This window comes from Cellulophaga sp. RHA_52, assembly GCF_007827205.1.
Taxonomy (GTDB): domain Bacteria; phylum Bacteroidota; class Bacteroidia; order Flavobacteriales; family Flavobacteriaceae; genus Cellulophaga; species Cellulophaga lytica.
The window spans coordinates 221639-244622 of record NZ_VIRZ01000001.1; the positions used below are offsets into that span (position 1 = coordinate 221639).

The following is a 22984-nucleotide window of genomic DNA, read 5'->3' on the forward strand; positions in this document are numbered from 1 at the left end:
TATCATCTTATGATTTGAATCCATCCTTTTTTAACTTCTGAGCCATCTGCCAAATCTAACACATAAAAGTAAGTTCCGTTTGGCAAGTCTCCTTTTTTCCAAGTACCGTCCCAATTGTTTTGGTAATTGGTTACGCTATAAACCTCGCTACCCAATCTATTAAAAATAGTTAAAGTATTATTTGGATAAGTCTCTATACAATTAATGCGTAAAAAATCATTAACTCCGTCTGAATTTGGAGAAAATTGATTAAACATAAATCCGCACTCATCATTACTTCTTGGCTCTATACTTACGGCAACAGATGCTATGTTATTATCTACATTAGCCTCATCAATAGGAAAAGAATCTGTAATTTCTACAGTATTTACGTGTGTACCTTCTTCTAAAACCATAGCTGTAATTTCTAGAACCTGAGTTTCATTCCCTAAAATTTCATCTAACGTCCATACGCCTGTTGTAGCATCATAATTACCCATAGTAGTTGTGTTAGATACGTGTGTAAAACCAGTTGTACTATTTAAAATATCTGTAACACTTATATCTGTAACCAAACCATCTGTTTCATTGGTTAATGTAATTGTAAAAACAACAACATCACCTACAGTGGCTGTTACTTTGTTTACAGACTTAGAAATAGACATATCTATCTGCTTAATAGCAACTGTAGCTGAACTTTGGTTGTTTGCTGTTGCTGTATCTACAGGGTTACTACTTGTTATTTCTGCGGTATTTATGTGTGTACCACCATCTATAACAGTAGCTGTAATTTCTAATGAGGTACTTTCACCTGCTGCTAATTCTGCAATTGACCAAATGCCAGTAGCGCTATTAAAACTACCTAATTGTGCTATATTAGAAACATATTCAAAACCAGTAGTTTCATCTAAAACATCTGTAATTTCTATAGCTGTTACAGGATCTCCGGTTAAGTTTTCTACAGTAATAGTAAAAACTACATCTTCACCTGTAAAAACTTCATCTCTATCTACTATTTTTGTTACAGATAAATCTGTATCTGTAGGTGCACAATCTAACACCGTAATAGTTATAGTAGTAGACTCTGCTGTACAAGGAGCAACAAAACCTGTTGTTGTATATGTAAATTGATACTCTCCTAATGGCTGATTTGTAAAATCTACACTATTTGCATCTATTGTAATAGAACTAGATGCAGGTTGCGAAGTTAATGTCCACTCACCAGTATCCGCACCTGTTAATTGATCATCTAAATTTACTACCGTTACTCTTCCATTACCTGGTAAAGAACAAGCTGTAGCATCTGTACCTGTACCAGAAGAAGGTTGTGTATTTATTGTTGCCACAACCTCTACCCTATCTGAAGTACAACCGTTTGCTGTAGCCTCTACGTAATACGATGTAGTAACTGATAAAGATGGAGTATCAAAATTTAATCCTGTATGCACCAATGTTCCTCCAGAAGGAGCGTCATACCATAATAAAGAACCATCTGTTGTGGTTCCTGTTAATGTTACAGAACCTTCTCCACATCTAGAATCAGAAGTCCCTGTAACAGTTGGGCTACTATTTTGAACTATTGTAATTTTTAAAGGCGGACTAACACAATTGTTAGCTTCATCTAAATAAAACCCATAAAATTCTCCCGAAAATCCTATTATAGAACTATCATAATAAGAAGAATCATCTAACAAATCATCACTACTACTCCAAGTAAGCACTGTACCTGCTGGTGTAGCACTGGCTACATAGTCATTTAAATCTTTAGTAAAACTATCACAAAAGGTAGTTTCTTCACCAGTTCTTAACTCTGGAGCATCTGGTGCTGTTGCACAAACAGGCTCGTTATCTACAATAATAATCCTAGCAGAAGCTGCTAAAGGGTTTATATTGTATTCTGAGTTTTCAGATAGTGTAATAATTACAGTTTCATCTCCTTCTATTAAGGTGTCATCTACCACACCATCTATATCCAAATTAATACTATTATTAAAAACTGGGATTAATATTGACCCACCTATTGAAGCATAATCTGTACCATTAGTAGCTGTACCAGTTATGGTATAATTTACACGTAAACCAGTAAATGTATTACCTGTTCTAGAAATTCTAAAACTACCTGCCACTTGACCAGTTTCTTCAGCATCATTAGTTCTCTGTACAGAAACATTTTGTCCAAAAGCAAAAAAACTAAAACAAAAGAACATCACTAAAAGACTTAAAGTCCTTTGCTTTTTAATACATTTAAAACTGCCTAATTGTTTAATTTTCATTTTTCTTTTATAGATAGTGTTACTCAACTATAATTTATAACAGATAGACTACAATATTAACCAAAATGCCATTCGTCGATAAACATAATCGACAAAGGACATATTTTACCCCCAAGTAACAGTTATTGCCTGTAACTTTACTTATTTATTTGTGAGGCATTTAAGCTAATTCTGCCGATGTAGTTTCTGATGCTCTATTAATTTTTTTCACCAAGCCTTGTAAAACTTTACCAGGACCAACTTCTGTAAATAATGTTGCACCATCTGCAACCATATTTTGCACACTTTGTGTCCATTTTACAGGAGCTGTTAATTGTGATATTAAATTCTTCTTTATTTCCTCTGCATTTTTTACCGCCGTAGTAGGTACATTTTGGTAAATTGGGCAACTTGGCTCACTAAAAGTTGTATTTTCTATAGCTGCAGCTAACTCTTCTCTTGCTGGCTCCATTAAAGGCGAGTGAAATGCGCCACCAACTGGTAATAACAAGGCCCTTCTGGCACCTGCTTCTTTTAATTTTTCACAAGCAGCATTAATTGCTTCTACTTCTCCAGAAATAACCAATTGCCCTGGACAGTTATAATTTGCAGCAACAACAACACCGTCAATTTCTTCGCAAACTTTTTCTACAACAGCATCTTCTAAACCTAAAACAGCTGCCATTGTACTAGATTGCATTTCGCAAGCTTTTTGCATTGCTAAAGCTCTTTTAGATACTAGTTTTAAACCGTCTTCAAAAGTTAGTGTTCCATTTGCTACTAATGCTGAAAATTCTCCTAATGAATGCCCTGCAACCATATCTGGTTTAAAAGTATCTCCCATTACTTTACTCATTATAACAGAGTGTAAGTATATTGCTGGTTGTGTAACTTTAGTTTGCTTTAAGTCTTCTGGTGTACCTTCAAACATAATGTCTGTAATACGAAAACCTAATATGTCATTTGCTTTTTCAAATAATTCTTGTGCCAAAGGGTACTTCTCATAAAGATCTAAACCCATTCCTACAAACTGTGCTCCTTGACCAGGAAATATATATGCATTCATCTTTTTTATTTTTTAAATTGATTGACAAAAATAAGTAAACTTATGTAGAACGCATATTGCTTTTATCAAAGTTTATTCCTTGTCTTTAAACCAACTAGAATATGTTACGTAATTATTAGCTATACGGTTCACTTCTCCTTCGCTCAATTCTATGCTTATATCCTTAACCTTCTTTGCTGGCATACCTGCAAATACCGTTCCAGAAGGTATATGTGTACCTTTTGTTACAACTGCGCCTGCAGCAATAATGCTATTACTTTCTACCACACAATCATCCATTACAATACTTCCCATACCTATTAAAACATTGTCTTTAATAGTACAACCGTGCACAATTGCATTGTGACCAATAGATACGTTATTACCAATTGTAGTAGGACTTTTTTTGTAAGTACAATGTACAACTGCACCGTCTTGTACGTTTACTTTATCTCCCATTTTTATAAAATGTACATCTCCACGTAATACAGCATTATACCAAACACTACATTGTTTACCCATTACCACATCACCAACAATAGTTGCATTTTCTGCTATAAAACAGTCTTCTCCTATTTGTGGTGATTTACCATTTACTTCTTTACAAATCATTTACGTATAAAGTTTAAAAAATTATTCAAAATAAGATAAAAGCGCTTTCTTTTTAGATGCAGAAACCAATAACTCTTTACCATTGTGTAAAACCACACTACCACCTTTACCTTTCTTATATTTAGCTATAGCATTTACGTTTACTAGGTACGATTTATGAATGCGTGCAAAAGGAAAATCTTCCATTGCTTCTTCAAAATACTTTAGTGTTTTACTTACTAATATCTTTTTATTATCTAGGTAAATTTCAGTATAATTATCATCGGCTTTGCAAAAAAGAATATCAGCAACATTTAAAACCTGAAAACCATCTTGCTGCGGTAATGTTATTTTACCATCTATTTTATTAGTTTTTGGCTGTAAAATTTGGTCTTCCAAAGCATTTTCTTTGCTTCTAATTTCACCTACATATTCTACCGCCTTAATTAACTCGTCTATATTAATGGGTTTCATTAAATAATACGCTGCATGACTATTTAAAGCATCCATTGCATACTGGTTATATGCGGTAACAAAAACAGTTTCAAAAGTTCTGTTAGGCACTTGGTCTAGCAAATCAAAAGCATTGCCAAATGGCATTTCTACATCTAAAAAAATTAAATCGGGTTGGTGTTTATTTATCAGCTCTAAGCCTTCTTTTATAGATGCTGCTTCACCAAGTAAATTTACACTAGCACAATATTTAGATAAGTAATTGGTTAAAATTTCTCTACTATTAGCTTCGTCTTCAACTATAATTGCGTTTAATTTCATTTCTTTATTTTTTAATAACCAACTACTACTAATCTTTTTTTAAGGTTAGCGTAACTTTTGTTCCTGTTCCATTACTGCTTAAGTCTGTAACAACAACATCTACCTTATCCTTATACATACTATTTAAAATAGCAACTCTTTTTTTAATATTACCCATTCCTTTAGAGCGTTGCTTTTTTTGATTTTGCGTTTTTAACTCGGCAGATTTTTTTCTTCCTATACCATTGTCCTCTATAGTAATTTCTATTGCCTCTTTATTTTTTTGTTTTAGGTTGATGTTTAAATACCCTAATTCGTTTTTGTAGCGTAATCCGTGCCAAATAGCATTTTCTATATAAGGTTGAAGCAGCATTGGCGGAATTTGAAAAGCTGCAACATCTATATTAGGGTCTGTTGTTATAGAGTAATTAAATTTATCTGGAAAACGAGAATGTTCTAACTTAACATACAACTCTAACAACTCTAACTCTTTTGTTAACGGTATAAAATCTTCCTCAGAATTTTCTAAAACGGCACGCATTAAGGTAGAAAACTCACTTAAAAAACGGTTTGCACTACGTTCATCACTCTTAGAAATGTAATTATTAACAGAATTAAGGGCATTAAAAATAAAATGCGGATTCATTTGTGAGCGTAATGATTTTAATGCCAAAAGGTTGTTTGCTAACTTTTGCTGCTTATTGCTTCTGTAAAAGAAAAATGCTGCAATACCAAAAAGAAACATACCCAAAACTAAAGCGTAAATTATAATTTTTTGCTTGGTAGATGTTGTTGTGTATAAATCTTGCTTAGTCTGTTCCAAACTAGACTTACTTTCATAAAGTTCCTTATCCTTTTCTAAACCAGTTATACGGTTTTGCTTTTCTGCTATTTGTTTACTTAAGCGCTCTGCTCTAGATATTTCTTGTTCTTTACGCGCATACAACGTATCTGCTACAGCTGCATATTTTTTATAGGTTTCTAAAGCTCTAGTATAATCTCCCTTATCATCATACACTTCAGATAGTTTGCGTGTTGCGTCCTTTTGCACTACTAAATCATCTTCAATAGCTGCTTCAGAAATACTTTCTTCTAAATACGGTATAGCCTCATCTAACTTATCTTGTACAATTAAGTTAGTTGCAATTTTGTAATTTATGCGTTGCCTAGTTATTGGCACCTCTACTTTATCTAATGTAGTACTTCTTTTTTCTACTTTCTTCTTAGCTGAGTTTTCTAAAAGCTCTATGTCTTCTAAACTCTGCTTTCTAAGCTTCATTTCTTCATTATACAGATTGTTTTTATTATAAAAATCTGCAGCTCTTTCACTTACCTCTAAAGCACGTTGTGGAGCCTCTGACTCGGCAGATTTTAACGAGTTTTTAAAGTAACCTACTGCCTCTTTAGTTTGGTTAGCATCACCATAAGCCTCTGCTATTTTGGTATTTAAATCTGTAATTTTTGGCTTTACAAGTTCTTTTTTAGCTATGTCTAAACCTTTAGTATAGTTACCTACTGCTTGTTGGGTATTTTTCATCCCTTTATAAGCATCACCCAAACCTTCATACACAAGTATTTTTTGGTACATAGACAGTTTTTTATTGCTTAGTAAGGTTGTAAAAAGTGTCTGTGATTTTTTGTATTCTTTATTTAAAAGATAAGCATTGGCCAACAATAACTGAGACTCACCTGTAGTGTTATAAGTTAAAGACTCCTTGTAATTATCAACAGCAAGGTCGTACTGCTTATGATATTGGTATATTTCACCTAATAAGGCGTAAGATACTGCACGCTCTTTATTATTACCTCTTTTACCTAATTGCTCCAAAGAAAGCCTAATATAGTCTATACTTTTCCCTATATCTGTTTTTTTAAATTGCTTGGCAGAATCTATATACATTTTATGCAAAGCACTTTTGCTTATTTGCGTATCTTCATCTAAACCTTCTACCAAAACATCTACATCTTCATCATCTTTAATCCGATATTCTACAGTTTCAAATTCTAAACTTTTAAACAATAAATAATCTCCAACTTCTGCTTTTATGCGGTAAGCTCCAAAAGCATCTGTATATACAACACTGCCACTAGTAGCAGAAACTTCTACACCAGAAATAGGACTTCTTTTTTCTTTAGTTTTTACTGTACCCTTTATGGTAAGTTTTTTAGTAGTATTAACCTGAGAAAAAGCAATTGCTGTTACAAACAACAATAAAAATAGTATGTGCTTTTTTAACTTCATTTTTACAATTAGATATGGTAAACTTAGTTGTTTTATCTGACTATAAAAAATGCTAAAATGCTGCTTTAGCTATAAAAACCTCTGCTTAAGACCTCCTTACAAAGTTTACTGGTTTGTTTACTCACTCAAAATACCAGTTCCCTCATTACCTGTTTTTAATTATAAACATTAAAAATACTTTTACCCTGTAACAAATAAAAAAGTAACAAGATGAAAAATGTAAAACAAATAGCAAGCATAGCATTACTAACCTTTTTTGTAGGAAGCACTTTAAGTTGCGAGGCAAAAAGTAAAAAGGAAATAACTTTAGCCACACAAGCTTTAGTAGAAACTAAAAAGCCAGATAAAAATGTAGTTAAAGTAGCCTTGTTATTAGACACTAGTAATAGTATGGACGGATTAATAAACCAAGCAAAGGCACAGCTTTGGGATATTGTAAATAAATTTAGCTATGTAAAATGTGGCAATGAAGACAGACCCCAATTGCAAATTGCATTGTATGAGTACGGTAACAGTACTATTGAAAAACAAGACGGTTATATTAAACAAGTAATTGGTTTTAGTACAGATTTGGATGAAATATCTGAAAAGCTATTTTCTTTAACTACCAATGGTGGAGATGAGTATTGTGGACAAGCAATAAGCACGTCTATTAAAGATTTAGATTGGGGCAAAAACCCTGATAACTTAAAAATGATATTTATTGCTGGCAACGAACCCTTTAACCAAGGCAAAATAGATTATAAAGATGCTACGTCTGATGCTAAGGAAAAAGGTATAATAGTAAATACTATTTTTTGTGGAGACTATAACCAAGGTGCAAATAGCTACTGGAAAAGTGGTGCGCAATTAACAGGTGGAGAATACATTGCTATTAACCACAATAAAAAAGTTATACATATAGATACACCTTATGATGATGTAATTATTACGCTTAATAAAAAATTAAACAAAACATATGTGTCTTACGGTAGTTTAGGCAGTTCTAAAATGGCATTACAATCTGTACAAGATGATAAAGCTGCAGAAATGGAAGAAGCTGTTATGGTAAAAAGAGCAGTTAGCAAAAGCTCCAGACTGTATAATAATGCCTCTTGGGATTTAGTGGATGCTTCTAAAAACAAAAACTTTAATGTATCTAAGATAGAGAAAAAGCAATTACCAAAAGAGCTACAAAATAAAACTAATAAAGAAATTGAAGCTTTTATTGAAACTAAAAAAATAGAACGAAAAAATATTCAGCAACAAATTAAAGAAGCAAACCAAAAACGTGAAGCTTATATTGCTAAAAACCAAAAAGAAGGTTCTAAAGGCGAGTTAGAAAATGCAATGATTTCTGCTATTGTAAAGCAAGGAAAAAGCAAAAATTACACTTGGGACAAATAAACTACAGATAAAAAAAGCCTGTGATTAAAAGATCACAGGCTTTTATATATTTTATTTTTTTTAATAATTTACAGCAGGGCACTTACAGTCAAATCTTTTTTCTGATACTTGTCCAAAATTATAACCTAAAGTTAGTTGATGAAAACCTCCATTATCAAACCTAATGTCTCCCATTTGGTACGAGTAATTGTAAGACACTAAAAAGTTTTTATAGTTAACACCAACAATAGGTGTAATTAATTGTAATCTTTGTTCTTTGGTACTTCCGCTTGTATTTTGGTACAAAGCACCATCAAAACTACGCCTGTATGATATTCCTCCCCAAAGTGTACCAAAGTCCATACTACGGTAAACTTTAGCATTCATATCTATAGTTTTTTCTTTGGTAAAATCTGTCATTTGCAACATTAAAGATGGCTCTAATTGCCAATCTCCTTTGCCAAAAACATAGCCTGCAGACAATACGTATCTTCTTAAATTGTCTACAACAGTAGCATTTGGGTCATCTGCTCTGTCTTTATAATACACATTACGCTTGCTATTTAATACATTTAAAATAGTAGCATGCGCATAAAACTCCATATAGTTATATGATGCTCCCAAATCCATATTATAGTATGATGAGCTAATGTTTCCACCAGTAATAATAGGGTCTGGCGTAACAGAATTAAACTCACTTTCATCTAAATTACTCTGCATAATACCAGCACTAATACCAAAAGAAAGCTGATTTAAGTTTCGTAAATCTCTAGAAAAACGCAAATGGTGTGCGTAAGTTAATTTTACACCTGTTTGTGAATGGTAACCGTTAGCATCATTAAAGATAATTGCACCAACACCACTTTTCTCATTTAATCTAAAATGTGCATTTATAGTTTGTAAGTTAGGAGCTTCTTCTACATCAAACCATTGTTTTCTAATAGTTGCTCTAATTTTTCCTCCTTCACCTATACCTGCCATAGACGGGTGCACTAAGTAATAGTTATCCGACAAATAATCAAAATAGACCGGTATTCCTTCTTGTGCTGTTACACTAGAAACACCAAGCAACAAGAAAGAAAACAAGGCTAAGTATATGTTTTTCATAAATAAGGGCTAAAAGTCCAAAAGTATTAAATTTATATTAAAACGTTTACAACCACAATATTATTATGTATGCTATGAGTGATTTTGTTTGTACTTTTGTAAAAATTATTTTTTTAAGATGAAAGAGCACAATATAACTATATATACAACAACAAATCCGGCTATTTTAAAGTTTGAAACAAATCACTTTATAACAAAAAATAATAGCTACGAGTATAAAAATATTGATGAAGCTAAAAACTCGCCTCTAGCACAACAGTTATTTTATTTACCTTTTATAAAAACTGTTTATATATCTGGTAACTTTATAGCATTAGAGCGTTTTGATATTGTTGCTTGGGATGATGTTAGGGATGAAGTTGCACAACAATTAGTAGATTATTTAAATAGTGGCGAAGTTGTGGTACATGAACAAGAAGATCCACAAAGTGTGCCTGCAACAGTATACGCAGAAAACACACCTAACCCAGCAGCTATGCGTTTTGTAGCTAATAAATTAATTGTACCAACAATTTTTGAGTTTAAAAACAAAGAAGAAGCAAAAGATTCTGACTTAGCTACAACTTTATTTCAGTTCCCATATGTTAAAGAAGTCTTTTTAGATGAAAACTATGTTTCTGTTACAAAAACAGATGAAGCAGATTGGAATGAAATAACGCTAGAATTAAGAGAAAGCATTCAGGCTTTTTTAACTGAAGGAAAAGAAGTTGTATCTGCCAATAGCATAAGTAAGCAAAAACAAGAAGCGCCTGCTACACAATTACAAGATGAAAACTTAGACGATACCTCTAAACAAATTATAGATATTTTAGAAGAGTATGTAAAACCTGCTGTAGCTAGTGATGGCGGCAACATTATGTTTAAGTCTTATGATGAAAATACCAAAAAAGTAAATGTAATTTTACAAGGAGCATGTAGTGGTTGTCCGTCTTCAACTTTTACCCTTAAAAACGGTATAGAAAATATGCTAAAAAATATGATGGGAGACAAAATTGGAGAGGTAGTTGCCTTAAATGGTTAACAATCAGTTTTAAATGTGAATTAATTTTGCTATTTTTAGAGAAATCTAAACACATTAATTATGGCAATTTTAAAAGTTATTGAAGTATTATCTAACTCTGATAAGAGTTGGGAAGACGCAACAAAAAAAGCAGTTGTGCAAGCATCTAAATCTGTAAAAAACATTAAATCTGTTTATGTGCAGGACCAAAGCGCAATTGTAAATGATGGTGAAGTAACAGAATTTAGAGTAAACCTTAAAATTACTTTTGAAGTAAAATAACGTTTACTACACAGAATAACACAAACAAATAGCGCCTAACGGGCGCTATTTGCATTTTAAAGCACTATTAATTTTACTTTAAATTAACTTTTTAAACTATTAGTAACTATTAATAAAATAAGCCATTACAAGGTCTTTACAGTCTTAAATTAAAATTTACATACAATTACCAATACAACAAATAAACAATTGATAAAGACAGCCTAATAAAGTTACACGGCATTATTTTTAAACCATTAAAATGAGTATGAATATAATGTTAAAGCCCATTTATAAAACTATATTTTTTCTTTGCTTTGCATAAAAACATTAAATAAATATGAAGATGGATTTCTTATCAGACTACGAAGAATATGCAGAAAAATTTATAGGAAAGTTTTGGGAGTTTTTACCAGACCTAATAGCGGCAGCTTTAATATTAATTGTTGGACTATGGGTTACTAAATTTATTAATCGTATGGTTGCTAAATTCTTTTCGGTTAAGGATTATGACCCAACTCTAGAATCTTTTTTACAGAGCTTTATAAAAATTGCTCTTAAAGTAGTTTTATTTGTATTAGTAATTACACAATTAGGCGTACAATCTTCTTCTCTAGTAGCTGTTATAGGTGCCGCTGGTTTAGCAATTGGTTTAGCTTTACAGGGTTCTTTAGCTAATTTTGCTGGTGGTGTTTTAATTTTATTGTTTAAGCCTTTTAAGGTTGGAGATTTTATAACAGCACAAGGTATAGACGGTACAGTTAAAGAAATATCTATTTTTACTACCAAGCTAAATACTTTTGGTAACCAAGTTGCAATTATACCAAACGGCGAATTGTCTAACAACAACATTGTAAACTACAATATAGAAAGTACACGTAGAGATAAAATTACAGTTGGCATTGGTTATAGCTCTAATATTAAACTAGCTAAAGAAATACTTTTACAAATTTGTAGCGAAAAAGAAACAATATTAAAAGATCCTGCGCCAGAGGTATATGTTGCAGAACTTGCAGATAGCTCTGTAAATCTTTCATTACGTTTTTGGGCTAAAAACGAAGATTTTTGGGAAGCACACTTTTACGTTATGGAAGAATTAAAACTTAGGTTTGATGATAATAACATTGAAATTCCTTTTCCACAACGTGTTATGTATCAAGGTCAATAATTAAATTTTAAATAAATAAAACCATAACCTCATTTAACTGCCGTTAAATGAGGTTATTTTTTGGATTTAGGTTTTTGAAGCATAAAATTCTTTAAATAATAAGGCTCAAAATAAGCCACATCTTCTAAAGCTACATTTGTAAACTTTACAAAAGACAATGCACACATTTCTTTTGCAGAAGGTACAGCATCTAAAATATATACTGCTTTATTACTTTGTAACGTATCTTTAATTTTGGCTGCTCCAGAACCTATAAAATGTACTTTATTATACGTGCTTAGCACATCTTCATAGGAAGTTTCATCAATAATTTTTGCTTCTGTTTGTGTAACTTGGTTGTAATCTGCGTCATAAACAGCAGAGTACACCTCCATACGCCTTGCATCTAAAACAGCAACAACAACCTCATTCTTTTTTAGTTTTGTTTGATGCGCTAAACTAGATAACGTGGCAACAGAAATTAGTGGTATATCTAAAGAGAAACATAATCCTTTAGCTGCAGAAACTCCAATTCTTAACCCTGTATAAGAACCAGGACCTTTACTTACTGCAATTGCATTAATATCTGTTATTGATAATGATGCATTTTGTAACACTTCCTCTATAAAAATATGCAACTGTTCTGCATGCGAAAAACTAGCGCTATTAAATTCTTTTAGCGCTAACATTTTACCGTCTTTAGCCACACTTACAGAGCAGTTAGTAGTAGCTGTTTCTATATTTAAGATAATTGCCATAGCTTACAAATATACAAGTTATAACACAAAAAAAGTCCATTAAACAATTAGCTCAATGGACTTTTTATGTTGTATAGTAAGTTTACTCTAGTGTAACTGGTATACCGTAGTAAATTTCTAATATTTTAATTCTAAAGATGTAATTATACTTTGCGTTTACAACATCTATAGCTGCATTATCTAATCTAGATTGTGACTGACTAAAATCAAAAGCATTCATTAAACCAACATCAAAACGTTCTTTAGCAAAATCATACGCTTGCTTTCTTGCATCGTACGTTTTTTGCGCTGCCTCATATCTTTTTCCAAAAGACCTAACATCTAAGTAAGCCTGGTTAATGCTTGCTTCTAATGCTAATTTTTCTTGCTCTGCTTGCAGTTTCGTTTGCTCTAAATTAAGTTTAGACCTTCTAATGTTATTACGTACACTAAAACCGTTAAAAACAGGCACACTTAAACTCATACCATAACCAATACCATCATTCTCTGATAACTGATCTGTAAAACTTGCATTAGTAATACGTTTAACAAAACTAGAGTAACTAGTATTATAACCAACAGATGCACTAAGTGTAGGATACAGAGCTCCTTTAGCTATTTTAACATCTTTTTCTGCTATATCTATATTAGTCTCTGCCAATTTTATATTACCTCTAATTGTAAGTGCTTTATCATACACTTCCTTAGCCGTATAATTGTATATTTCTGATGGAGGAACATTATAAGTGGACTCTGCTATATCAAAATTTTGATAATCTGTAATTTGTAATAATTGAGCCAAAAATAACCTTCTTAAAACAACATTATTTTCTCCATTTACTTTTTGTTGCTCATAATCCGCAATAGTAGCTTCTAGCTCTAGCAAATCTCCTTTTGGCACAGTACCAGCTTCAACTAGTGCTTTTGTACGTTCGTAATCTTGATCAGAAATTTCTGCCTGAAGTTCTACCACCTTTAAAGACTCTTTGGCTGCCAATACATCTAAATAAGCATTTGCTACATTAAGCACAATGTTGTCTTTTATACCATCTAACCTATATTGACTAGCAATGGTATTTAATTTTGCTTTATTAAAGTTATGTATGTTACGTAAACCGTTAAAAAGTGTAACTCCAGAAGATACACCAGCGTTTAAAGAGAAAAACGTACCTGATACCCTTTGATTTGTAGTTTGATCAAAACCAGAACCCTTACTCCATGAACCATTAGTTGAACCATTTAAGTTTGGTAAAAAATCTCCCAAAGCATCAGACTCTCCTAATTTTGCACTTTGCAATTGCAGCTCTAATTGTTCTACGTCTATATTGTTTTCTAGTGCATAATTTATACACTCTTCAATACTCCATTTTTTTTGCTGTGCGTTAGTTAGCCCAACAACAAATAGAAGCAGTACTATTGTTATTTTAAGTTTCATATATTTTAGTTTGATGATTTTACTGTTTTTACCTACTATTCTTCGTCAGTAGTTTTTTCTTCATCATCACCTTTTTTAATAGGCTCAGTTTTGTTCCAAATTTTAACAGCATCATTTTCTGTAAGTCCAGATAGTATTTCTACGTTTACACCATCAGAAATACCAATTTCAATATCTTTACGCTCAAACTGCTGATCACCTTTAGCAACTTCTACATAAGGTTTATCTGTATTTTTATCAAACTGTAATAATGCTTCTGGTAATACCATAACATCATTTTTCTTTTCTAATATAAAAGATGCATTTGCGCTATAACCAGCACGTATCATTACACCTTCATCAACCACAACATCACCCTCAATTTTAAATTGAACAGCACCTGTTTCTTCCACTCCCTTTGGCGCAATAAATCTTAATTTAGCATCAAATTCTTTATCATCTACAGCTCCTAAACTAACTTTTAAAGGCATACCAACTTTAAGTTTTCCTACTTCACCTTCATCTACTTTACCCTCAAAAATCATTTTTTTAAGGTCTGCAATAGATGCTATAGTTGTACCATCATTAAAGTTATTACTTTCAATTACCTGGTCTCCTTCCTCTACAGGAATTTCTAAAATTGTACCACTTACTGTTGCTCTAATATTTGTATTTGCACTAGAAGAACCACCAGCAGAACCTTTTCTAATAATTTGATAATCTGCTTGTGCATTAGATACATCTTGTTGAGCTTGGTCATACCTTAGTTTAATATTATCAAACTCTTGTTTAGAAATAACGTCCTTTTCAAATAACAACTTATTTCTTTCAAACTCTAATTTTACATTATTTAATGCCAATTGGGCAGTTTTAACTCTACCACTAGCTTGGTTTAAAGACTGCTCATTAGGCACAACTTTAATAACGGCAATTAAATCTCCAGACTTAACCTCTACTCCTTCTTCTAAATATATTTTTTCAATAATTCCAGAAATTTGAGGCTTAATTTCTACTTCTTCCTCCGGTACTAATTTACCAGTAGCAACAGATTTTTTCTCTATACTAGAGATAAATGGTTTTTTTGTTTCATAAGAAATTGAAGACTTACTATTTGTCTTAATAAAGAAGGCTGCTGCCCACAATACAGCCAATACAGCTACCACTATTAGTGTATATTTTAGCACTTTATTCATTTTGATTGATTTAGTTATATTTAGTTATTATTTTATTCTTCTCTTAATGCATCTATTGGTTTAATACTTACAGCTCTTTGCGCAGGTATTAAGCCTATTAATGTTCCCAAAACTACCATTATACCTAATGCACCTAACACATAGGATATTGGTAAAGTAGGGTTTGTATATGGAAAATCTGTTCCTTGCGTAGCCGCATCTATACAAAACAATACAAATGCCCCTAACACAATACCCATAATACCAGAAACAACTGTTAAAAAAACAGACTCTAGTAGAATTAGGTTACGTACCTCTCTAGGTGTTGCTCCTAAAGCACGCCTAACACCTAACTCTTTAGTACGTTCTTTTACAGATATTAGTAATATATTACCAATACTAATTACACCTGCTAATATGGTTGCTATGCCTACTATTAAAGACAAAAATGTAAGTCCTTTTGCAAAGCCAGTAATTCTATTAAAAATTTCTCCTAAGTTAAAAGCTCCAATAGCTCTTTCATCATCAGGATTAACTCTGTGTATACTTTTTAATACCGCTTTTACATCTTTTTCTGCTTGTATAACATCTGCATCATCATAAGCTGCAATTGTTAGCCAATCTACATTTTCTCCTGTATTGTATAATTTTTTATAGGTAGAGTACGGTATATACATATCTGTATCGCCTTCAAAGCCACCACCAGGAACGTATTTATGTACACCTACTATTTGAAAATAAATATTATCTACCCTAACAAATTCTCCTATTGGATTTTCTCCTTCTTCAAAAAGTTCTTTTTCTGTACGCTCTCCTATAACTACAACTTTACGAGCTTGCTCTATATCTTCATCATTTATAAAACGACCACCATCATATATTTTCTTGGTTGCTATTTTTGTATAAATAGGAAAATCTCCGTAAACAGGTGCTGTACCAGATTTTTGTCCTCTAACCACTGCTGCCTGGCTACCACCAAATACTCCTTTTGCGTTTCTTGGAGCTATGTATTGTATTTCTGGAATTCTGTTTTTTAATGTATTTACATCATCTAATTTTAATTGTAAAGAACGTCCCGTTTTAAACCCTTCATAAGGCATACTTGTACTCTGTGCCCAAACAAACATACTGTTCATTGCTGTACTCTCAAAAGCACGTTCAAAACCGTTATCCAAACCTTTTGCTGCACCAGCTAAGGCTATGTATATAAAAATTCCCCAAAGCACACCAACTACGGTAATTGCTGTTCTGGTTTTATTTTTTCCAATAGAACCAAAAATCTCTTGCCAAGTATTACTATCAAATATAAACTTCATACTATTCGTCTCTTAATGCTACAATTGGTTTAATCTTGGCCGCTTTTCTGGCTGGCACATATCCTGCAAGTGCACCACATATTATTAATAGAATGGTTGCAAAAATTGCAATTCCGGTGTCTATATATGGGTCGGTAATAAAATAATCTTCTAAAGTATCTCCCATTGCATTGAGGAGTACTGTACCTAAAATCATCCCTATAAAACCAGATATTGTGGTAATAAAAATAGATTCTAACAAAATGGTACTAATTACAGATTTAGGCGTAGCACCTAGTGCTTTACGTATACCTAATTCTTTAGTACGCTCTTTAACAACAAAAACCATAATATTACTAATACCTATAATACCCGCTATAATTGTCCCAAATGCTACAAAAGAAACTATAATTTGCAACACACTTGCTAGTTGCTGATTTTGCTTTAGCTGATCTGCAATGTTTCTAATAAACAACCCATTTTCATCATTAGGATTGATAAACTTTTTGCTTTTAAGATATTTTTCTAAGCTATTTTCTAAAGACATAGCTCCAGAGTATCCTATTTGTGGCCTAAAACCAAGAACTATTTGACCTATTTTGTCTGTGTTTTTTTCTATAAGTTGCCTTGTAGTGTACGGAATGTAAATTTTTCGTTCTTCATTATCTCCACCATCATCCTGAAAAACCCCTATAACTTTAAAAGAACTACCTGCAATATCAATATATTCTCCAAGAGATTCTTCTCCTTTAAACAAATCTTTTTCTACCAACCTACCAATAACGGCATACTTGGTTTTGTCTTTTATATCTTGATTGTTGATATAACGCCCCTTCATTATTATAGTCTTCTCATTAAATTGATGAGAAGGAGCTACACCCATATTGGTATAATTATTAGACTCGTTTTTGTATTTAACCAAACCGCCCCTAGTAATTCTTGGCGTAACATAGTCTACAAACATTGCAAAGTTTTTTTCAATGTCCTCAAGGTCACTATTATCAAACTCTATTTGCCTATCTGCTTTGTAACCAGAATAAGGAACAGATGTTCTACCAGGAAATATAAAGAATACGTTGGTTGCATCATCTCCAAAAAATTTAGCAAACGTATTTGTAAGTCCGTTACCAAAGCCAAAAAGTACAACAAAAATGAAAATACCTATTGCTACTGTAAAACCAGACAAAAAAGTCCTAAGTTTATTTTTTTGAATAGTTTCAAAAATTTCTTTCCAAGCGTCTCTACTAAACATACTGCGAAGCTCTTACTTGGTCCACCTTTTTATCTTCTACAATTACACCATCTTTTAAGTGCACAATACGTTTACACATATCTGCAATGTCTGGCTCGTGCGTAACTATTAAAATAGTATTTCCGGCGTCATTAATCTTTTGTAAAAGATCCATAACCTCATAAGACGTTTTACTATCTAAGGCACCTGTTGGCTCATCTGCCATTAATACTTTAGGTTCTGCTGCCAAGGCTCTAGCAATAGCCACACGTTGTTTTTGTCCACCAGAAAGCTCACTAGGTAAATGGCCTGCCCATTGTTTTAAGCCTACTTGCTCTAAATACTTAAGTGCTTTTACTTGGCGTTCTTTTCTGCTAACACCTTGGTAATATAAAGGAAGTGCTACATTTTCTGCTGCACTTTTGTAATTGATAAGATTGAAAGATTGAAAGATAAACCCTAAGAATTTATTTCTGTACTTAGCCGCCTTTGTTTCATTAAGATTTACAATTGGCACACCATCTAAAGTGTAAGTACCTTCATCTAAAACATCTAACATTCCTAAAATGTTTAGGAGTGTAGATTTTCCAGATCCTGAAGAACCCATAATGGCTACAAGTTCTCCTTCTTCTACATTAAAATTAATGCCTTTTAAAACGTGTAACGAGTTGCTACCCATTTTGTAAGACTTATGAAGGTCTTTTATTTCTATCATTGGTGTTAGTTTTTTTGGCTTTGTACTTAGTACATCTGTAAGACTACCCAACTTATATTTAGTTACACATAAAATGTGAAAAAAATGTTAAAGTTAAATGAGGTTCAATCACAATAGCCCTAAAGCCTTTAAAAATGTACTTTTTATAACTTATAAGAAATTATAAAAAAAGTTACAATAGTAAAATACTGGTACAAGTATGCTAAGAAAACTAAAATTATATAACGTTATTACTAACGGAATGTTAAAAGCAACTAAGCCTTCATTTTTTTGTAAACAAAATAAAATAATACACCTACTAAAACATAGGGCACAGCCATAAGGTACTTTATTCCATTATTTACGCCTTCTGCTACAGCAACATTTCCTTCACTTTCTAAAACAGCCCTACACATAGCACATTGTGCTTCTGATGTCTGCGGAATTAAAAACAAGAATATAACAGCAAAAAATAATATTTTTTTCATAACGGTAGGTTTAAACATAATAAGGAGATATCATTACGTATACAATAACACCCGTAACAGCTACATACAACCAAATTGGAAATGTAATTTTTGCGAGTTTTCTATGCGCATTATACTGTTTTAAATAGGCTTTAGCATAGGTTTTCATAACTAAAGGAATTATTATAATAGATAGTATTATATGTGTAATTAGTATAAATAAGTAAATGTACTTAACAATACCCTCTCCACCATAAGCCGTAGATTCTGATGTCATATGATAGGCTATATACATCACTAAAAATGCTAATGAGAAAACAATACAAGTGGTCATTAAATTTTGATGCAGTTTTTGTTTGCCATTTTTTATAGCAATAACAGCCGCAATTAAAAACACTGCCGTAACGCCGTTAATAGTAGCATAAATAGGAGGCAAAAAAGATAAAGGTTCTACGTTAGGTATTTTAACACGAAACAAAAGTGCTACAACAACAGGCACAATAATAGATACAATAGTAATTATTGTATTAAACCTTTTTTCCTTAAAATTCACATCTTCAATCTTACTCATTTAACAACTTTTTAATATCTTCTTTTAATATGCTTATTTGTTCTTTTTCTCCTTCATCATTAGCTCCTTCTTCTTCAGAAATTGTTCCCCTGTAATATATAATTGGGTTTCCAAACTCATCTACTCTAGAGCGTATGTAACCTCTTTTATCTACTAAGGCAAACATACCAGAATGTTCAAAACCGCCAGGTACATTAGGGTTTTGTTGTGCAAATATATTAAAGCCTTGGTTAGCAAGTTTATATATTTCATCTCTTTGCCCTGTCATTAAATGCCAATCTAAATTTGTAATACCGTAAGTTTCTGTATACTTTTTTAATGTAGTTGGTGTATCTGTTTTAGGGTCTATACTAAATGATGCTATTCCAAAATTCTCTACATCTTTAAAGCTATTTTGAATCTGTACTAAGTTTTTGGTCATTACAGGACAAATGGTTGGACAAGAAGTAAAAAAGAATTCGACAATATACACTTTACCTAAATAATCTCTATTGGTTACAACTAAACTATCTTGATTAATAAAGGTAAACTCTGGCACTCTTTTTTTACTACCATTAATTTCTACGTATGCAAGGTCTCCTTTGTTGTCCTTTTTGTTCATACGGTCATTCTCCACTATGGCGTCATCCTTAATTCTGCTTACTATTTTAGGTATAAAAATAATTCCGAACACTAAAATTATAAACGAAATCCAGATATAGTTATAATTTTTCTTCTTCATACAATAGAGTTTATTATTACTTACGCTCTGCGTTATTCTTTTTTAATGCCATACGGTATTCTGCTAAAATGATTTTTACGTCATCTTCCATCTTATTATTTAACTCCGCTACAGAAATAGTGTTAAATCCGTATTTAGTACCTTCATCTTCATCATCTGTTCTTCCACGCAGATTTAAATCTTTATCCACTATAAATACATAAGGAGAGCTTAAATCGTCTTCTAAAACAATATCAGTCTTTAGTTCTTTATGAAACGATTGTATTTGAGATGCGTTACCGTAAACAAATTTCCAGTTTTTTATATCTGCCAATACAGACAATTCTTTTTTAAGCTTTTCAACCTCTTGTTCTTGCCCATTGGCCACAAGCATTACAAATTGAAAATCTTTAAACTCAAAAAAGTGTTTGTATATTTTTTGATTTAAATTAAATGCAGTTCCTTTTTTCTGATCTACATTGTTACCCAAAAAACCTACAATAGATATTTTGTTTTTTAAATGTGTATCTGTAGTAAAAGCTGTTAAATCGCTAACATTTTCTGTTAGCACAGGAAGCCTACCAAAATTATGTATGCCACTGGCAAAAAAAAGGTAAGCTACAATTGGTAGTATAAATAAAACTACCATTACAAAGGTTTTTTTCATAATGGTACAAAAATAAAAAAAGACGGTCTAAAAACCGCCTTTATGTATTGTTAAATGATGCTAAATGTTAGAAGTTCCACTTTATAAAACCACTGTGGTAAACATCATAAATGTAACTACCTTCTGTAAGTAGTATAAACACTAAATAACTAATTAAAAATACTGGTGTCCATACTATAGATCTTCTAAATCCTTTTTTCTCGTCACGTAAGTGCATAAAGTCCCAAGCAATGTAATATGCCTTAACTATTGTAAGCACAATAAAAATTAAGTTTAGAGGCTTTAAATAGATAAATGGAGACAATAAAAAATTCATTGTAGAACCAAGTATACCTGGTTCAAAAGCAGATATTAATGGTTTCATTAATACCGTTGGCTTATAGATACCTAAAACTACTTCTATTAAAGTTACAAAAGATAAGAATGCTAATACACCCCATATTTTTTGAATGTTATTTTTAAACTTCCAACGCCCTCTAAAAATTTCTAATTTATGTTCGTGTGCCATTTTATACTATATTATTATACGTAATGTAATTTTTTTTAAAAACTGCTATTATACAAGGTAGAAGAAGGTAAATACAAATACCCAAACTAAATCTACAAAGTGCCAATAAAGACCAACTTTTTCTACCATTTCATAATGCCCTCTGCGCTCATAAGTACCTATAATTACATTAAAGAAAATAATGATATTAATTAATACACCAGAGAATACGTGGAAACCGTGAAAACCAGTAATAAAGAAAAAGAAATCTGCAAACAATCTGCTTCCGTACTCATTGTGTATTAGGTTTGCCCCTTCTACTACGTATTTAGAACCAGCTAATCTTTTTAAAGATTCCTCTCTAGATAAAACTATCTTATGTCCGTCTTCATTAATATTTTCTACTCTTACTAATATATTTGGATCTGCTTTAAAACCTGTTACAACTTCATTAACTGAGTATGATGGCAAAGCACTTTCTCCAAAAAACCAAACACCTTTATTATTTGTATGGTCTACTCTTTCTTCATATAAAGGAGTTGCAAAATCTCTAATTGCAGCTCTCTCTCCTGTGTCTGCATTAACAAACTGTAGTATTCTACCACCTTTTGTTTCAATAGCTCCAAAATCACCTTTAATAAAGGTAGCCCATTCCCAAGCTTGTGAACTTAAGAATATAATACCACCAATTACGGTAAAGAACATGTACCAAATAACACTATTCTTTTTCATTTTATGACCTGCATCTACAGCTAATACCATAGTTACAGAAGACATAATTAAAATAAATGTCATTATAGCAACATAAATCATAGGATAGTTACCGTGAACTAAAGGAACGTGTGTAAACACTTCATCTGCTATAGGCCAGCTATCTGCAAATTTAAATCTAGAAAATCCGTAAGCAGCTATAAAGCCCGAAAAAGTTAATGCATCAGAAACGATGAAAAACCACATCATCATTTTACCATAGCTAGCGCCTAAAGGTTTGTTATTACTTCCTCCGCTCCAAACACTTTCTGCTGTACCTGTTGTTACCGTAGTATCCATATACAATTTAAAATTTATAAACTAAGAACGCTTAACTACGCTCTATTATTTTTAAAAAACACTTAAATAAACCTTAAGTCTAATTAAGTTTCGCAAATTTACATTTTTTTCGGCTATACAAAAACCAAATTTTAACTGAAATTAACTTTATTTCTATTTATTATCGATATAAATAGAAAAACAAGATTAAATAAACCCATAACAAATCTAAGAAATGCCAAAAGGTTGCTCCAATTTCTAAACCATTAACCTCTGTAGATGAGTACTTACCTCTAATTTGGTTAACTATTACCACTATTAAAGATACAAGTCCGGCTACTACGTGAGCAACGTGTACTACAGCAATTAAAAATATATAAGACATTGTTATGCTACTTGTTGGCCCTGTAAAGTAAAAACCATTCCCTATTAACTGAGAAAAACCAACAAATTGTAAAATTATAAAAGCTATACCCAACACTAAAGTAGTCCACAAATATATGGTTGCTTGTGACTTTTTATCTTTTTTAGTTGCTTGTACAGCTAAAAAGTATGTAATACTACTTACTACAATAATTAAAGTACTCCAGAAAAAAGCAGATGGCAAATCAAAATCTTTTAACCAATCTTCTCTAGAACTACTAACAATGTAAGCACTTGTCCATCCCGCAAATGCCATAATTAAACTAACAATACCAAACCAAAGCATCATTTTTTTAGCATTGTCTGATTTTTGTTTTTCTGACTTATGAGTTAAATCCATTTAGTAAAACTTATT

General features: G+C 31.9%; 23 protein-coding genes. 4 read left to right on the plus strand and 19 right to left on the minus strand.

Going from position 1 to position 22984, the window contains the following annotated elements:
* Positions 1 to 2: 2 nt before the first annotated feature.
* The 5 genes from JM80_RS00980 to JM80_RS01000 form a co-directional block, all read right to left on the minus strand.
* Positions 3 to 2252: a gliding motility-associated C-terminal domain-containing protein gene (locus tag JM80_RS00980; RefSeq protein WP_144708973.1), complete on the minus strand. Its 2250-nt coding sequence runs from the start codon at positions 2250 to 2252 to the stop codon at positions 3 to 5.
* A gap of 160 nt (positions 2253 to 2412) precedes the next feature.
* The gene (gene fabD, locus JM80_RS00985) at positions 2413 to 3297 is read right to left on the minus strand and encodes an ACP S-malonyltransferase (RefSeq protein ID WP_013621472.1); all 885 of its coding nucleotides are present in this window, start codon (positions 3295 to 3297) and stop codon (positions 2413 to 2415) included.
* 72 nt (positions 3298 to 3369) lie between these two features.
* On the minus strand, positions 3370 to 3888 hold the full coding sequence (locus JM80_RS00990) for a gamma carbonic anhydrase family protein (RefSeq protein ID WP_144708975.1): 519 nt from the start codon (positions 3886 to 3888) through the stop codon (positions 3370 to 3372).
* Positions 3889 to 3909: 21 nt separating this feature from the next.
* Complete coding sequence (locus tag JM80_RS00995; protein WP_013621470.1) at positions 3910 to 4641, minus strand: LytTR family DNA-binding domain-containing protein; 732 nt, start codon at positions 4639 to 4641, stop codon at positions 3910 to 3912.
* A 28-nt stretch (positions 4642 to 4669) separates the two neighbouring features.
* On the minus strand, positions 4670 to 6862 hold the full coding sequence (locus JM80_RS01000; protein ID WP_013621469.1) for a histidine kinase: 2193 nt from the start codon (positions 6860 to 6862) through the stop codon (positions 4670 to 4672).
* Positions 6863 to 7072: 210 nt separating this feature from the next.
* On the opposite strand from JM80_RS01000, the gene JM80_RS01005 reads away from it, so the two are divergent.
* Positions 7073 to 8248 (plus strand): vWA domain-containing protein, encoded by a 1176-nt coding sequence (locus tag JM80_RS01005; protein ID WP_013621468.1) that lies wholly within the window; start codon positions 7073 to 7075, stop codon positions 8246 to 8248.
* A 60-nt stretch (positions 8249 to 8308) separates the two neighbouring features.
* Here the strand turns inward: JM80_RS01005 and JM80_RS01010 are convergent, their stop codons facing one another.
* Positions 8309 to 9334, minus strand: a complete 1026-nt coding sequence (locus JM80_RS01010) for a type IX secretion system membrane protein PorP/SprF (RefSeq protein ID WP_013621467.1) — start codon at positions 9332 to 9334, stop codon at positions 8309 to 8311.
* Between the two features lie 118 nt (positions 9335 to 9452).
* On the opposite strand from JM80_RS01010, the gene JM80_RS01015 reads away from it, so the two are divergent.
* The 3 genes from JM80_RS01015 (at position 9453) to JM80_RS01025 (ending at position 11763) form a co-directional block, all read left to right on the plus strand.
* The gene (locus JM80_RS01015) at positions 9453 to 10355 is read left to right on the plus strand and encodes a NifU family protein (protein WP_034643151.1); all 903 of its coding nucleotides are present in this window, start codon (positions 9453 to 9455) and stop codon (positions 10353 to 10355) included.
* A 60-nt stretch (positions 10356 to 10415) separates the two neighbouring features.
* Positions 10416 to 10616, plus strand: coding sequence for a dodecin family protein (locus JM80_RS01020; protein ID WP_013621465.1), 201 nt, complete (start codon positions 10416 to 10418; stop codon positions 10614 to 10616).
* Positions 10617 to 10941: 325 nt separating this feature from the next.
* Positions 10942 to 11763, plus strand: coding sequence for a mechanosensitive ion channel family protein (locus JM80_RS01025; protein WP_013621464.1), 822 nt, complete (start codon positions 10942 to 10944; stop codon positions 11761 to 11763).
* Positions 11764 to 11816: 53 nt separating this feature from the next.
* Here the strand turns inward: JM80_RS01025 and tsaB are convergent, their stop codons facing one another.
* From tsaB to JM80_RS01090, 13 genes are all read right to left on the minus strand, one after another.
* Complete coding sequence (gene tsaB / locus JM80_RS01030) at positions 11817 to 12500, minus strand: tRNA (adenosine(37)-N6)-threonylcarbamoyltransferase complex dimerization subunit type 1 TsaB (protein WP_144708977.1); 684 nt, start codon at positions 12498 to 12500, stop codon at positions 11817 to 11819.
* An 82-nt stretch (positions 12501 to 12582) separates the two neighbouring features.
* Positions 12583 to 13914, minus strand: coding sequence for a TolC family protein (locus JM80_RS01035; RefSeq protein ID WP_013621462.1), 1332 nt, complete (start codon positions 13912 to 13914; stop codon positions 12583 to 12585).
* Between the two features lie 35 nt (positions 13915 to 13949).
* On the minus strand, positions 13950 to 15086 hold the full coding sequence (locus tag JM80_RS01040) for an efflux RND transporter periplasmic adaptor subunit (protein WP_013621461.1): 1137 nt from the start codon (positions 15084 to 15086) through the stop codon (positions 13950 to 13952).
* A gap of 32 nt (positions 15087 to 15118) precedes the next feature.
* Positions 15119 to 16381, minus strand: a complete 1263-nt coding sequence (locus tag JM80_RS01045) for an ABC transporter permease (protein WP_013621460.1) — start codon at positions 16379 to 16381, stop codon at positions 15119 to 15121.
* A gap of 1 nt (position 16382) precedes the next feature.
* A complete protein-coding gene (locus JM80_RS01050) occupies positions 16383 to 17612 on the minus strand; it encodes an ABC transporter permease (RefSeq protein WP_013621459.1) in 1230 nt (409 codons plus the stop codon).
* Entirely contained in the window at positions 17605 to 18306 is a 702-nt protein-coding gene (locus JM80_RS01055) for an ABC transporter ATP-binding protein (protein ID WP_013621458.1), read from the minus strand. The genes JM80_RS01050 and JM80_RS01055 overlap by 8 nt, the downstream gene beginning before the upstream one ends.
* A gap of 254 nt (positions 18307 to 18560) precedes the next feature.
* Positions 18561 to 18773 (minus strand): hypothetical protein, encoded by a 213-nt coding sequence (locus JM80_RS01060; protein WP_013621457.1) that lies wholly within the window; start codon positions 18771 to 18773, stop codon positions 18561 to 18563.
* A gap of 10 nt (positions 18774 to 18783) precedes the next feature.
* Positions 18784 to 19323, minus strand: a complete 540-nt coding sequence (locus JM80_RS01065) for a DUF420 domain-containing protein (RefSeq protein WP_013621456.1) — start codon at positions 19321 to 19323, stop codon at positions 18784 to 18786.
* A complete protein-coding gene (locus JM80_RS01070) occupies positions 19316 to 20044 on the minus strand; it encodes an SCO family protein (protein ID WP_144708979.1) in 729 nt (242 codons plus the stop codon). Before JM80_RS01070 ends, JM80_RS01065 begins: the two co-directional genes overlap by 8 nt.
* Positions 20045 to 20060: 16 nt before the next feature.
* Complete coding sequence (locus JM80_RS01075) at positions 20061 to 20690, minus strand: hypothetical protein (RefSeq protein WP_013621454.1); 630 nt, start codon at positions 20688 to 20690, stop codon at positions 20061 to 20063.
* 67 nt (positions 20691 to 20757) lie between these two features.
* The gene (locus JM80_RS01080; protein ID WP_013621453.1) at positions 20758 to 21198 is read right to left on the minus strand and encodes a cytochrome C oxidase subunit IV family protein; all 441 of its coding nucleotides are present in this window, start codon (positions 21196 to 21198) and stop codon (positions 20758 to 20760) included.
* A gap of 48 nt (positions 21199 to 21246) precedes the next feature.
* On the minus strand, positions 21247 to 22227 hold the full coding sequence (locus JM80_RS01085) for a cytochrome c oxidase subunit 3 (RefSeq protein ID WP_144708981.1): 981 nt from the start codon (positions 22225 to 22227) through the stop codon (positions 21247 to 21249).
* Positions 22228 to 22387: 160 nt separating this feature from the next.
* The gene (locus tag JM80_RS01090) at positions 22388 to 22969 is read right to left on the minus strand and encodes a cytochrome c oxidase subunit 3 (RefSeq protein WP_013621451.1); all 582 of its coding nucleotides are present in this window, start codon (positions 22967 to 22969) and stop codon (positions 22388 to 22390) included.
* Positions 22970 to 22984: the final 15 nt, after the last annotated feature.